The sequence below is a fragment of the Methanomassiliicoccales archaeon LGM-DZ1 genome, assembly GCA_030168595.1.
GTDB lineage: Archaea > Thermoplasmatota > Thermoplasmata > Methanomassiliicoccales > Methanomethylophilaceae > Methanomethylophilus.
The window spans coordinates 39,773-53,454 of sequence record CP115556.1; the positions used below are offsets into that span (position 1 = coordinate 39,773).

12 protein-coding genes and 1 pseudogene are annotated in these 13,682 nt (G+C 60.8%); 6 read left to right on the forward strand and 7 right to left on the reverse strand.

Annotated elements, in window-relative coordinates; genetic code table 11:
* Nucleotides 1–8 precede the first annotated feature (8 nt).
* Complete coding sequence (locus O8W32_00155; protein WII09261.1) at nucleotides 9–1,544, forward strand: ATP-binding protein; 1,536 nt, start codon at nucleotides 9–11, stop codon at nucleotides 1,542–1,544.
* Nucleotides 1,545–1,599: 55 nt separating this feature from the next.
* Here the strand turns inward: O8W32_00155 and O8W32_00160 are convergent, their stop codons facing one another.
* On the reverse strand, nucleotides 1,600–2,328 hold the full coding sequence (locus tag O8W32_00160; GenBank protein WII09262.1) for a tetratricopeptide repeat protein: 729 nt from the start codon (nucleotides 2,326–2,328) through the stop codon (nucleotides 1,600–1,602).
* 475 nt (nucleotides 2,329–2,803) lie between these two features.
* On the opposite strand from O8W32_00160, the gene O8W32_00165 reads away from it, so the two are divergent.
* Both O8W32_00165 and O8W32_00170 read left to right on the forward strand, forming a co-directional pair.
* The gene (locus tag O8W32_00165; GenBank protein WII09263.1) at nucleotides 2,804–3,880 is read left to right on the forward strand and encodes a hypothetical protein; all 1,077 of its coding nucleotides are present in this window, start codon (nucleotides 2,804–2,806) and stop codon (nucleotides 3,878–3,880) included.
* A gap of 124 nt (nucleotides 3,881–4,004) precedes the next feature.
* A complete protein-coding gene (locus O8W32_00170) occupies nucleotides 4,005–4,673 on the forward strand; it encodes a hypothetical protein (protein WII09264.1) in 669 nt (222 codons plus the stop codon).
* 92 nt (nucleotides 4,674–4,765) lie between these two features.
* Here the strand turns inward: O8W32_00170 and O8W32_00175 are convergent, their stop codons facing one another.
* From O8W32_00175 to O8W32_00195, 5 genes and pseudogenes are all read right to left on the reverse strand, one after another.
* Entirely contained in the window at nucleotides 4,766–5,167 is a 402-nt protein-coding gene (locus O8W32_00175; GenBank protein ID WII09265.1) for an N-acetyltransferase, read from the reverse strand.
* Nucleotides 5,164–7,155 (reverse strand): phospholipase D-like domain-containing protein, encoded by a 1,992-nt coding sequence (locus O8W32_00180; protein WII09266.1) that lies wholly within the window; start codon nucleotides 7,153–7,155, stop codon nucleotides 5,164–5,166. The genes O8W32_00175 and O8W32_00180 overlap by 4 nt, the downstream gene beginning before the upstream one ends.
* Before the next feature lie 126 nt (nucleotides 7,156–7,281).
* On the reverse strand, nucleotides 7,282–7,959 hold the full coding sequence (tpiA, locus tag O8W32_00185) for a triose-phosphate isomerase (GenBank protein WII09267.1): 678 nt from the start codon (nucleotides 7,957–7,959) through the stop codon (nucleotides 7,282–7,284).
* Nucleotides 7,952–9,031: pseudogene (locus tag O8W32_00190) on the reverse strand (fructose-1,6-bisphosphatase). The gene tpiA and the pseudogene O8W32_00190 overlap by 8 nt, the downstream one beginning before the upstream one ends.
* 146 nt (nucleotides 9,032–9,177) lie before the next feature.
* Nucleotides 9,178–9,846, reverse strand: coding sequence for an AIM24 family protein (locus O8W32_00195; protein ID WII09268.1), 669 nt, complete (start codon nucleotides 9,844–9,846; stop codon nucleotides 9,178–9,180).
* A gap of 188 nt (nucleotides 9,847–10,034) precedes the next feature.
* Here O8W32_00195 and aspS point away from each other — a divergent pair, with 188 nt between their 5' ends.
* Together aspS and O8W32_00205 are read left to right on the forward strand one after the other, a co-directional pair.
* On the forward strand, nucleotides 10,035–11,339 hold the full coding sequence (gene aspS / locus O8W32_00200) for an aspartate--tRNA(Asn) ligase (protein ID WII09269.1): 1,305 nt from the start codon (nucleotides 10,035–10,037) through the stop codon (nucleotides 11,337–11,339).
* A gap of 89 nt (nucleotides 11,340–11,428) precedes the next feature.
* Nucleotides 11,429–12,001, forward strand: coding sequence for a Holliday junction resolvase (locus O8W32_00205; protein WII09270.1), 573 nt, complete (start codon nucleotides 11,429–11,431; stop codon nucleotides 11,999–12,001).
* A gap of 116 nt (nucleotides 12,002–12,117) precedes the next feature.
* Here the strand turns inward: O8W32_00205 and nadA are convergent, their stop codons facing one another.
* Complete coding sequence (nadA, locus tag O8W32_00210; GenBank protein WII09271.1) at nucleotides 12,118–13,020, reverse strand: quinolinate synthase NadA; 903 nt, start codon at nucleotides 13,018–13,020, stop codon at nucleotides 12,118–12,120.
* Nucleotides 13,021–13,126: 106 nt separating this feature from the next.
* On the opposite strand from nadA, the gene O8W32_00215 reads away from it, so the two are divergent.
* Entirely contained in the window at nucleotides 13,127–13,513 is a 387-nt protein-coding gene (locus O8W32_00215; protein WII09272.1) for a dihydroneopterin aldolase family protein, read from the forward strand.
* The last annotated feature ends 169 nt before the right edge of the window (nucleotides 13,514–13,682 follow it).

The following is a 13,682-nucleotide window of genomic DNA, read 5'->3' on the forward strand; positions in this document are numbered from 1 at the left end:
GTTTGGCGATGACGTCATCAGCAGTCGCCAAGACCAAACGTCCCGTCGAGGTATGGGAGGACGTCGAGAGCATGGAGAGCACCGCCGAGGTGCTCATTCCCTCCGATCCCCTGGACAGGGTCCTGGGGCAGGAGGAGGCCATATCCCTCGCCAAGATCGCCGCGGTCCAGAGGAGGAACCTCCTCCTCGTCGGGCCTCCGGGCACCGGGAAATCGATGATCGCCCATGCGATTGCCCTCAACCTTCCCAAGCCCACCCAGGAGATCCGCGTGGCGCAGAACCCCGAGAACCCGGAGAGGCCGTTCCTGAACGTCCTCGATGAGAAGACCGTCAGGGCGGAGGAGAAGACCAGGAAGGAGTCCGTGGGGAGGCTCATCGCGCGCGAGGACGCCCCCAAGAACGTCGCCCAGAGGCTCGGTTACTACTGCCAGGCCTGCGGATCGTACTCTTCCCCGAGCGAGATCAACTGCCCCAACTGCGGCAGGACCAAGATCGAGCATACCGGGAACAACATGTTCGGAGGCATCTTCGACATGCTGGGGTCCGCCATGCCGGAGATGACCGCCGGGAAGGAGCGGGTGAACACCACCCGTCAGCTGGCCGACGGCTCCGAGGAGACCGTCGTGTTCGAGAGGGCGGGCGACGACCAGATCCGCATCCTCGACCAGAAGGCGCTCGAGAAGAGGAAGAACCTCCAGAGCAAGTCCAAGACCAAGGTCCTGGTCAAGCTCGACAGGGACCCGTTCGTCCTCGCCACCGGCGCATCAGAGACCGAGCTCCTCGGCGATGTCCGCCACGATCCTTACGGCGGGAACGCCAAGATCGGCGAGCCCGCTTACCAGAGGGTGATCCCCGGGGCCATACATGAAGCCCACGAGGGAGTCCTGTTCGTCGATGAGATCTCCCATCTCGGGCCTCTGCAGCATTTCATCCTCACCGCCATGCAGGACAAGAAGTTCCCCATCACCGGCAGGAACCCCCAGTCGTCCGGAGCGAGCGTCAAGGTCGACGCCGTCCCCTGCGACTTCATCCTGGTGGCGGCCTGCAACATGCAGGACCTACAGAACATCCTCTCCCCGCTCAGGTCGAGGATCATCGGCAACGGCTACGAGGTCCTGGTGGACACCACCATGCCTTACACCAGCCACAACCGCGCCAAGTACGCCCAGTTCGTGGCCCAGGAGATCGCCATGGACGGCCACATACCCGATGCCTCCATCGGTGCGGTCGAGGAGATCATCGCCGAAGGCAAGAGGAGGGCGGCCAAGGACGGGAAGCAGAACGCCCTGACGCTGAGGCTGAGGGAGCTCGGAGGGCTCATCCGCGCGGCGGGCGACATCGCCGTCATGGAGAAGACCGACCTCATCACCGCCGACCAGGTCAAGCGCGCCCTCGCCCGCTCCAAGCCCATCGAGGACCAGATCAAGGAGAGGTACGGCTCGTTCCAGCAGGGGATCAAGAGCGACATCTCCGAGGCCCAGAAGCAGCAGTCCTCTGACTACTACTTCCAGAACGAGAGCGTCGACGATTCGATGTTCCAGTGAAAGGGGCGGAGGGCCTCAGGCCCTCCGTCTTCTTTCAAAACTTTACAAGCAGGGCTCAGCTGAGGCCTATGCTGATGATCTTGTGCTGATTGCGGAGGATCTTCACCATGTTCTCGCTTTTGGTGTGGCCCAGTTCCGCGCCCTTCATGAACCACTTCATGGCCTCGGAATCGCTCTGAGGAACGCCCTGGCCGCGGTAGTATGACAGGCCGACATTGAAGATGCCCTTGGTCATGCCGAGTTCTGCTGCTTTCATGAACCATCTGAACGCCTCTGCATCATCCTTCTCCACGCCCTTGCCGGTCCTGTAAAGCATCCCGAGGTTGTAGTCCGCCTTGTCATAGCCGAGTTCCGACGACCTCGTATAGCAGTCGATCGCTTTCCGGATGTCCGAATCCGTCCCGAGCCCCTGCTCGTACATGACTCCGGCATTGAACCATCCTTTGGCGTTCCCCATCTCGGCCGCTTTCATGAACCACCTAAGCGCCTCCCGATAGCTCTGTGGCACATGATGGCCGTAGTAGTGCTGGAGGCCGATAGAGAAGACCGCATCGGAGTCGCCGGCATCCGCGGCCTTTGAATAGCATTCGAACGCTTTATCGAAGTCCTGTTCGGTGCCCTGGGCTTTTTCATACATCTGTCCCAGATAGTAGTCCGCCTTAGCGTTCCCTTCGGCCGAGGCCTGCTCGAACAATTTCAGGGCCTCTGAGTCCTTGGCATAATCTTCTCCCGCAGTATATATGGCGAGGGCTTTTCCAAGGGCCCCTCTGCTCGTGGATTCCATGGCGGCCCTTACGGTCTGCTCGTAAAAGAAGGCTCCTACGGGGGAGATCCCACTGAGGTTCCGATCGCGGCCCGTCTGCACGATCCCTGCTTTATCGCCACATTCATGCATAATCCGATGGCCATGAGGTAGGCTGAATCTACGTGCGGTCCCGATGTTTATTGTCCCTGTTTGCCCCGGTGCTCTCTGCTTATACTGCATGCGATCCTTTCTGCCGCTGCTCAACAGCTTTCGGACGGCCGTATCGAACGTTTCTGGATTGCAGAGGCGCTTTCTCTTTTCCAGTGTCTGGGACTTCACTTTGTGAACCATGTGGCTCGTATGGTTTTTTATAAGAGGAAGAATGTTTAAATTATTTGTATATGTTCATTTAATATATATTACATAGATTATTATTGTTAGATTAATGACGCATAAAAACGCCATATTCGCAGTCATTGCAATCATTCTGTTGGTATCTTCCTCCGTATTGTTCATGCTGGACGACAGGAGGAACGACGCCGGAGCGCCTGAACAGACCCTTGCTTCGGCGGATTTCGAGTTCGACTCCATGAAGCGTTCCGACGGCGACAGGTTCTTCGAATTCGAGAGAACGATCCTCTCTTCAGAACTCGGTATCGACCTTCTGTTCGAAGACTGCGGCGAGTATGCGTACATCTACGCGACCGCGGCAGTCGATGACAGCCGGCGTTCGGTCTCCATAGATGCCCATATCTACAGCGGCGGGAAAGAGGTCATGAGCTTCTCCGACAACATCTCCGAAGAGGAGTTCGACAGGGATTCCGCCTACTATTATGACGGCATCTTCGTTTCGGATGCCGACGGGCCCGTCCTCATCGGCAATGCCACCGTGGACGCGGTCAAGAACATCAACAGCAACGTGAAGTATCTGAAGAAAGTGGTCGACAAGATCTCCTCCTCGGTGCTCAAGGAGAAGATCAAGAAGGCCCTGGCCAATGAGATCGTGAAGAAGGTCCTCAAGGCGGCCGCCCTCAGCGCCATTCCGTTCATAGGGTGGGCCACCGCCATCATACGCGTGGGCCTTCTGGCATACGACATCATGGAGTTCGCCAAGCTCCTGCAGGAGCTGCGCGATGAGGCCGAGGACGATCTGTCGACACCGCACATAATCCGGGATGACGGGACCGAAATGATCCTCCGCCTGCCGGTCGACGGGTACGGCGGTCAGGAGATAAAACTCATCAACATGAGCGATGTTAATTACAAGGACAAAGAAAACGGAAGATACTATTTCGCATGCATGCCAGTTGAAAACGAGATATACATTTCAATATCGCCGATCGATTACAATCTTGCTAAGATGATCGTTTCAAATCCTTATGAGAAATTGAGCATGATGAATGTTTATACAAAGTTAGAATCTTCTGCAAGAGGCATATGTGTAGATGTGTCTGGCGGATTCATTCGGCATGACAGTCATGACAGCATCGGATTTTCGCATTGCCATCATGTACTTCACACAAAGACACAATATCCCGCCCATGTGTTCTACGGCGACCCTGTATTCTCGGGCCCGGCCATACATGTATGAATCGTGAGATGCCATGCCGACCTACATCATCACCGATCTGAAGATCGAGGACATCTGCGAGTAGTCATGCAGGATGGAGCATAAGCCTTTCAAGGAGTTTTACCGCATCGGGCCGCTTGTGTTCATGCATCGTTCCTTCACCAAAGAAGACCTGTTGTCAAGATCCTACGACAGGGTCGATTTCGGCGCGGACCCTGAGGGGCTCAACTTCTACCAGTGCGGCATCGTGACCACGATAGAAGGCAGGCTCCGCAGCGATTTCCTCACATGTATGTACGACAGCCCTTTCCTGGTCCCGTTCGTCTGCTGGTATCTCCGTCACGGAAGCTTCATCGCCGTCCATCAATACGAGACGGGCTGGCATCCCCATTTCCATCCGGTCATCAGGACTGCCGTCTCCCCCGCCGGGACGAAGGAGATCTCGTACTGGTCCCTGGACATGGACGGCATCTTCATGTTCCGCTCCCAGGGAGGCACCTACGAACCGATGGCGCATCTGTTCGACGAGCTGCGCAGCGACCGCCCCGAGTACATCGAAGGGCATGTCTGGATGTTCCCGAGGGAGAAGACCGATGTGAAGGGCCTCATAGGGAGGATCGGGCCTGTGGACGATCCGATACTGATAGAGAGCATCCCTCCTTCGGATGATAGTCTGAACCGGCGCGTGCGGCATCCCGATAACATAGATGACCTCGGCGAAGTGGTGAAATACAGGCTGGCATTCTCGGACAGGCTGCCGGACGGAGATAGGTTCGGCCATATACTGCCGTTCCTGAGCGTCTGGCTGAGATGATGCGGTGCCGATCGGCCGGCACAAAAGCTCATGTCCTCCGCCGAACCGGAGATGGCCTGAAAACGGACGGGCCCTACGGGAGACGTTATGCATCAGTTGTTGCCGCCGTATACCGATGCGATCATCCTGATCCCTGTGCCGCCGTCATCATAGAAATGTTCCATGCGCTCAATCGGCATGAACCCGCGGCGGCTGTAGAAGCGGATGGCGGCGGGATTCGTCTCGCGGACGTCCAGCTGGATGGAGGTCGCCCCGTCCATCCTCGCCTCGGTCCTGAATCTTTCAAGGAGTTCGGAGCCTATCCCTCTGCCGCGGCAGGAAGAATCGACGCAGAACAGGGCGATGTTCGCTCTCCCCTCCCCGAGACGGGCTCCTGCCAGATATCCGACGATCCTTCCGAGCGGGTCGACGGCGACCAACTGGCCGAACGGCCATTGGAGCATGAAGTAATCCACGACCGAAGGCAGGAAGTACTGGTCGAGGGAGGAGTTCACCAGCGCGTATATGCGTTCAGATTCCCCGGGCCTTGCCCTCCGTATCTCCGTCCCCTGTTCCCCCTGCGGCCGTGCAGGAATGCAGCGGCCGTTCCGACGAGGATGACTGATGCCGCGGTTAAATAGATGATGCACCCGGACAGGCCGTCCTCTGACGGGACGTCGAATTCCGCCGTCTGGGATACCTCCGTCCCTTCCAGCGTCACCGAGGCGGTGTGATGCCCCGGGGAGACGCTGAACATCGCGGACGGATGCTCAGACCTCCTGATGTCGCCGTCGATGTTCCAGATGTAAGAGGAGCCCTCGGGGCCTGACGTCCGCAGGACCACGGAGCGCCTGCCTCCGCCTGTGTCCACGACATCCGCCGTCAGTTCCAGGCCGTTCTCCTCCAGGTCCTCGGAATCCATGCCGTAGTCGGACATGAACAGGCCGGCGAAGAAGTCGGACACGCTTTCCGAGACGATGAAGGCGGCCGTTTCGCGGTTCCTCAGGAACGAGTTCTCGGTCCAGTTCACAGACCCCACCCAAACCCCTCCGTCGATGACGACGCCCTTGTTGTGGATCAGGGAGAACCCCTGCCCGCCGTCGACCGCCTTCGCGCGGACCTTCGTCGTCTGGTTCATCAGGTTGGCGAAGGTCTCCGCATCTCCGGAGGAGGTTGATGCGTCGAGTATGAGCCTAGTCTCGACCCCTCTGACGGCGGCCGCCGCCATCCAGGACACGGGGGAATCCCCCGATACGGTCCTCAGGGAGCTTCCGAGGTCCATCTCCTCCGCGTAGATCCTCTCCTCGGCGGATCCCATCAGTTCCTTCATAGCGGAGAACGAATCGTCCGGGGAGAATATCGGGTAGACGAGGGACCTGAAGCTCTCCCTTTGTACATCATCGGGAGGCTCGTACGAGAGGTCTCCGCGGTAAGGCTTCGCATCCGGATACGCAGATGCCAGGGTGACGGTGTCTCCGAATCCGGCGGAGAAATCGTTCTCGAAGACCTCCTCCATGCACGAAGCGTACTCCGCGCTGTCGATCACCGCTCCCCAGCCCCTGTTGCCGTTCCCGAACCCCATGTTGCCGGAGGTCCAGTTCTCCGACGTTATGACCGTCCTCTCGCCGTCGATCACGGCGTATTTGCTGTGGACGTACATGTAGCGCTGGGCGGCGTCGCCGTGGTTTATCAGCCGGACATCGGCTCCTGTCCGGCGCAGGGACTCCAGGAGGGAGATCTCGGTGCTGATGTCGGTCCCTAACGGTTCGGCCTCCGCGAGGACGCGGACGCTCACCCCCCTGCTCTGAAGCTGTACCAGCAGCGCGACCGTGTTGGGGCAGGATATAAGGTAGATGCAGATGTCCGCGGTGCGCGAGGCGGATTCCAGCAGACGGTAGACGGGCTCTCCGCCGCTCTCAGGGAAGGAGAACGGGGTCACGTCGGCCTCGTACGGGCCGTCCCCCGGGAACGTGAACTCGGTCCATCCCGGCTTCGCAGATTTCCAATCCGATGATGTGCCAGTATCTTCTCCGGGGATGCGTTTCAGATAATGCCCGGAAGGGCACGTCGCCGGAGTCCCAGACCATCCGGACGCCCCTTTGGAGGAGCCCCAGCAGACGCTGTCTGCGACGGCATCTCCATGCATGAGGATGAGCTCGTCGCCGCCGTCCGCCAGGACGAGGGACCCCTTCCTGGTGCCTGCTTCTGAATATGAGATGCAGTTGTCCCCGGACCCCAGCCTGCAGCCGTCTGGGTCCTTGCAGAATACCGCCGATGAACCGGGAGCGACCTTTATGCCGGAGAACGAGAGCGTGCCCTCGCCGTCCGTGATGCTCCAGCCGGACAGCGATGCTTCGGAGCCGCCGATGTTGGCAATCGCGAACCCCTCTCCGGAAGGATCAGCCGCCTCGATACGGAACGTCTCCCCTCCTGCGCCCGATGAGCCATCGGCGGACAGCGCCGAAGGGAACAGCAGCAGCGCTGCCAGGAACGCAGTTAGCACGACGGATCTCCGCATGTGCATACGGAGGATATCAGGAACTTAATGGGAGCATGCGGCAGTCAGCGGTGCACCGCGGACGCATCAATCGAAGAGAAAAGAAAGCCGCGGCATTGCCGCGGAGAGGTTTCAGAGGCCCGACGCGAGGTCGGAGAGGGCGGCATGCCAATCGGCCGCTTTGACGACGCCGCTGGCGATGAGGACGCCGTCGGCGCCCAGCTCGATCGCTTTCGAGACATCCTTTCCGTTCTTGACGCCGGCCCCGCAGAGGACGCGCACCCCGCGTCCTGCGTCAGCGACGGCCTCGACGGTGCCGGAGACTATCGCCGGGTCCGCCGTGGTGACGCTGATGTCCCCGCCGATGAGCTCGGGCGGCTCGACAGCGACGTAGTCGGGGGAGAGGGCGGCCATGGCGGCCGCTTCCCTGACGTCGGCGGCGCATACACAGGTCATGAGGCCTGCCTGCTTGGCCGCGGAGACGATCCTCCCGGCGGCGTCCGCCGGCACCCTGTGCTCCGAATGGTTGATCAGGGTCCCGGCCGCTCCGGCCGCCTTCACCATGGGGGCGGTGACCCAACCGGTCGCCGACCCGGGTGCGCGGTCGTCGAGGCTCTGGGAGAACACGGGTATGTCCACCGAGCGGGCCACGGCCTGCAGAGAGACCATCGGAGGGCAGACGGCGATGAGGGCGCCGGTCTCCTCGGAGACCTGCTGGCACATCTGCGCCAGCCGGACAGCGCCCTCCCCGTCGACCTGCGGGTAGGCCTTGAAGTTGACTGCTATGACGTGCTTGCCCGTCTCAGTCAAGAGGCTCGAACCTCTTCTTGAGGTCCTCGAGGACCTGGGGCCTGGAGGTGTACTCCATCTCCTCGGCTCCGAGGATCGAGGGCTGGAAGGGTCCCTGGCTCCTGATGAGCTTGCAGGCGCGCATGGCGTCGGCTCTGACGGTGTCCCAGGTGGAGTTGCCGAAGAAGTCGACGGGCTTGTGCTCGCCGCCCTTGGCTCCCTCGGGCTCGAGGCCCTGGAGGTGGCCGTTGTTCAGCTGGAACCCGAGAGCGCAGATTCTCGGAGGCCCGTCGAAGTAGACGGGGTTGCTCTCCTCGGGAGAGCAGGGGTAGAACGCACCGATGTGCGATCCCCTCATCCATCCGGCGACCAGCCAGGTGTTGTTGAAGACCTGGGTGTACTCACCGACGGAGGGGAACCCGCTCTGGCACCTGCAGATGCAGACGGGGTCGTCCTTGCCGACGTACCTGCCGGCGGTCATGTTGAGCTTGTCGGTGGAGACGACGCAGGCGGGGCCGAGGCCGGCCCTGCTGCAGATCCTCTTGATGGCGTACCTGGAGGTGTCGCCCAGGAGGCTCAGGATGCTGAGGGTCTCCTCGGGGGAGGACATGACGACCTTCTTGTGGTCCATGACGTCCTGGATTTCCACATCGAATCCCATCTTGGCCCTCTTGTCGATGACGAGGCCGGTGGTGGTGAAAGGGTCGAGGAAGATCCTCGAGAGTATGGGAGAATAGGCGGAGGGCTCGGTCTTGTCCGCCATGAAGAACAGGAGGGGCTCGGAGGGCCTCTCCTCGAAGGTCATCTCGGCGGATCCGGGTCCGGCGCCCTTGACATTGCCGGAGAAAGCATCGGTGAGGATATCCTGACCGGCGGCGTAGAGGTGCATGCGCTTGGAGATCTTGGTCGCTTCCTGGAAGCACTCCCAGGCCGCGGTGTGGACCTCTTTGTTGCCCTCGCCCTTATAGTGGGTCATGTAGAGGTTGATGTCGTCGCCGACGCGGGTGACGTAGAAGTCCTCGATGATGCCCTGCTTCTGTTTGTCTGTCAGGATGTCTTTGGCGGCCTGCTACATCGCCGGGTGCGGGGCCATGTGGCCGCAGACGGATCCGATGTCGGCTTTGATAATGGATACAGTGACTTTGTCAGTCATGGATTCACCGATTGGTTCGGTGTTAGGGGCACGACATTAAATAGATTTGCGGTTCGTCCTTATTTAAGTTAAAGAAGAGAAGAACCTCAGAGTAGCCTGCGGTCGGTATCGGGCCCGCTGCCCAGCAGGGTCGTCCTCCTGGGGCTGAGGCTCTGGAGGATCACTTTCCCGGGCCCCTTGAAATCGACGAGGGTCACTCCCTCCCAGCCGTCCGCATCGTAGACCTTGGCCCTGACCGAAGCCTGCCATCCAGCCGTGTGCGCCACGGACGCGGTGTAATGCTGCTCGGGGCGGAGCTCGAGGGAGAAGGCGTTGCCGACGGTGCTGATGAAGGCGGTCCCCGTGCCCGAGAGCTCGGCCAGGACCAGGCCGTCCGTCCCGAGGCGGGGGTCGTCGACGTGCTCCTCCGAGTGCTTGGTGATCTCCACCCCGTCCCCGGCGCCGAGGACCGAGTCCTTCTGGACGATCCATTTGGATTCCCCTATGTCTAGGTCGCAGACCTCTCCCGGGAAAGCGGGGCCGACGGTCACGGTGCAGGGGTCTCCCTCGGTGGAATAGACCACCATGGGGATGAACGAGTCCGAGATGAGCCGCCTCAGGCCGGAGAGCCTGCCGGTCTCCGGGACCGCGCGGGTGTTCCCGGACATGTATATCAGTCGGGGCGCAGGAGATCTGAATGTCTCGTCCCTGCTGAGCATGACGCTCAGCATCCCGCTCAGCATGCCGGTCCCGGTGAACTTCATGTCCGACGCCATCCGCTCCGCCGTTATAAGGTTAATGCCGTATGCACGGATGTCATATGTGCCAGATGCGTGGATGCGTGCACGGGGCCCGTCCGAACGTTCCGTTCTGCGCGTCCTGTTCCCCGCATAAATCCCGTCCTGCCGCGCCGCGCCCTGCTGAAGCGGTTTTATAACTGTGCGCGATAGCGGGATATGTTAACATGGCAGAAGTCAGGAATTCCTCAAGCATAGCCGGAACCGAGGGCCAGGCCACCGTGAACGGCTGGATCCAGGACACCAGGAACATGGGCGGTATCTCGTTCATCATCCTCAGGGACCGCTACGGGACCCTGCAGATCACCCTTCCCAAGAAGAAGATCGAGCCTGGGCTTTTCGATCTCATGACCAAGCTCCCCAGGGAGTCCGTGGTCTCGGTCACCGGAGAGGTCAAGCCCAGCAAGCAGACCGCCCTCGGCGTGGAGCTCATCCCGTCGGAGTGCATCGTGCACAGCAGGGCGGCCGCCCCGCTCCCCCTGGGAGTCGTGGACAAGGTCAACGTCGAAATGGATACCCGCCTGAACAGCAGGTTCATGGACCTCAGGAAGCCCGAGGTCAGGGCGGTCTTCGAGATCAGGTCCGTCCTCACCGCGGCAGTCCGCGAGGCGATGGAGTCGAGGGCGTTCCTCAACGTCGTCACCCCCAAGATCGCGGCCGCGGGGGCCGAGGGCGGCGCGACCCTGTTCAAGGTCGACTACTTCGGGAGGCCCGCCTTCCTGGCACAGAGCCCCCAGCTGTACAAGCAGATGCTCATGTCCACCGGGATGGACCGCATCTACGAGATCGGCCCCGCGTTCAGGGCGGAGGAGTCCAACACCACCAGGCACGTCACCGAGTTCACATCATTCGACGCGGAATACTGCTGGATAAAGAACGAGGAGGAGGTCATGAGCCTCATCTCCGAGATCGTCAGCAGCGTCCTGGCCGCCGTCAGGGACAGGTGCGCCCCGCAGCTGGCGCTCCTCGGGAAGGAGATCAAAGTGCAGCAGGCGCCGTTCCCCATCCTCACCTATTCCGAGTGCCTCAAGATGGTCCAGGACGCCGGCCTCCCCCTGAAGGACGGGGACGACCTCGGGACCGAGGGCGAGAAGATCGTCGGCGAGAAGATGGCGGAGAAGGGCATCGACCTGTACTTCATCGCCGAGTACCCGGAGGAGGCCAAGCCGTTCTACATCATGGAGAAGGACGGGACCCCCTACTCCTACTCCTTCGATCTCGATTACAAGGGCCAGGAGATCGTCTCCGGAGGGCAGAGGGAGCACAGGTACGATGTGCTCGTCGCCAGGATGAAGAAGAAGGGCCTGAACCCCGACGACTTCGTGGACTACCTAGCGGCCTTCAAGTACGGCATGCCTCCCCACGGCGGATGGGGAATGGGGATCGACAGGCTCGTCGAGAAGATGCTCGACCTCCCCAACGTCCGCGAGGCCATCCTGTTCCCGAGGGACCTGAGCAGGCTCACCCCGTGATGCCCGCGGCGGCAGGGGCCAGATTCGGTCAGAATCGGCCACCCCTGCCGCTTCTGTTTTAATATCCGTAAAACTCTGGCACATTTATCATGGCAGCACCGGGCGATGTTTACGAGCGCGAACTGAAGTACCTCCTCACGGGGGACCCCGGTACGGTGACCAAGATGGTCAAGACCTGCGACGATGAGGAGACATCGGCGTACTGCTCCACCATGGACCATCCTTTCATGGTCATACGCGCGGCCGGCTCCCTCGGGGTGGACCTCGTCGCGCTCCGCTGGGACTTCTCTTTCCCGGTGGAGGTCAAGAGCTCGGAGAACGACATCCTGTACCTGAGCAAGAGCGAGCGCCTCCGCGACCAGGCCGTCCGCATGCTCGATGAGTGCGACAGGTGCCATGTCATCCCGATCTACGCCTACCGCCTCAAAGGCGTACGCGGGGACCCGTGGAGGATCTTCACGCTGCCGTCCGAGTCCAAGCTCATCGGCAGGATACAGATGCTCAGGGACCGCATCCCGAAGGTGGAGATCACCAAAGGTGGGAACTTCGTCCTGCGCTGGTCGGACGGCATGAAGCTGTCCGACCTCCTCGCATTCGTGGGGCAGGCATCGGACCCCGGCGAGGGGACCATCGCGGACACCGCCGCGTACGAAGAGGACTGAACCCGCTGGGACGCCGTCGGCACTCATAGGGCTCATCACGGATCAGCTCGGAATCTCTTCATCCGGCATCCCGCCCCTTGATAGCGGGGCGGGGTTAAAAGGAAGATGTCCGGACGTCAGCCGAGGATATCGGTCATTCTCTTCACCGGGACGTACGCCTTTCTGGCAGCATCCTCGGACAGGACGACCTCGTTGCTCTCCTTCTCCAGGCACTCGAGCACGGATTCGGGGGAGATCATCTTCATCGTCATGCACAGCGACTGCTCGGTGAAGTAGAACTTCTTCCCGGGGCACGCTTTCTCGAGCCTGTGCCCCATGCCCATCTCGGTGAGGACGATGAACTCCTCCGCCTCCGAATCCCGGCAGTGGTTCAGGATCGCCTCCGTGGAACCGACGAACGACGCCATGTCGAGCACGTCCGGTCTGCATTCGGGATGTGCCACGATCTCGGCCTTGGGATGCATCGCCTTCAAGGCCTCCACCTGCCGGCAGGTTATGCACTGGTGGACGGGGCAGAACCCGGACCACAGGTGCACGGTCTTGGAGCAGTTCTTCTTCACATAGCGCCCCAGATTCGCATCGGGGACGAAGATGACCTCGTCCTCGGGCACGGCCTTCACCACGTTCAGGGCATTGGCCGAGGTGCAGCAGTAATCCGCCTCCGTCTTGGTGTCGGCGGAGGTGTTGACGTAGGCCACCACTGCGGCCTTGGGGAACATCTTCCTCGCCTGGCGGATCTGGTCCGCGGAGCACATGGCGGCCATGGCGCACTTGGCCTCGGGCTCGGGGAGGAGCACCTTCTTGCCGGGGCTGAGGATCTTGGCGGTCTCGCCCATGAAGGACACGCCGCAGAACACGATGATGCCGGCGTCCGTCTCCGCGGCCTTCTTCGAAAGGCCGAGGCTGTCGCCCACGAAGTCCGCGATGTCCTGCACCTCGGGCAGCGTGTAGTTATGGGCCAGAATGACCGCGTTCTTCTCTTTCTTCAGCTGCGCGATTCTCTCAGCTACGGTTTCCATCTGGGCAACTCCACTGCAGGTCTACGTTAAAAGCTTCGCCCTCCCGCGCCCTCCTGCGGAACAGGGTCGCGAAAGATTAACAACGGTGCACGGTCTTCCGCATCCCATGGACCGTGAGGCTCTGGCATCGTCCAGGTTCGGATGCGGCGATGCGGAGAGGGCGTGCTTTGAGGCGGGGATAAAGCTCGCCACCGTCTACCATCAGTTCGTCGGCACCCCGTTCAGAGGATCCACCAAGGACGATCTGGCACGTTCGATCGAGGAATGCATTTGCGTCCAGCCGTACGTGGAGTCCGCGAAGGTGTCCATCCGCGCCGAACCCGGGGACAAGGAGGACCAGTACTCGTACGCCTCCCTCGCCGGGGACATGATCGAGGCCGAGGTCATCATCCGCATCGGGAACGAGAGGGCGGTCGCCCGGATGGGGTACGATGCGGAATTGGGCTATCCCCTGATGTACATCGTCTCCGTCGAGCATGCCGGGAAAGAGTGAGGGTTTTAAAACACATCTGAGCCGGAGGCCGGGAACGGGCCGAATGTCCTGTCAGCGCCTGCTATCCGCGGAAAACGGCCAGTATCTGTCAGTTAGGAAGGGCCGGAAACGGCGCATATCGACTACAGTATTTATACTTTAAATCCTATTCCCTATGGGGAATAATCGC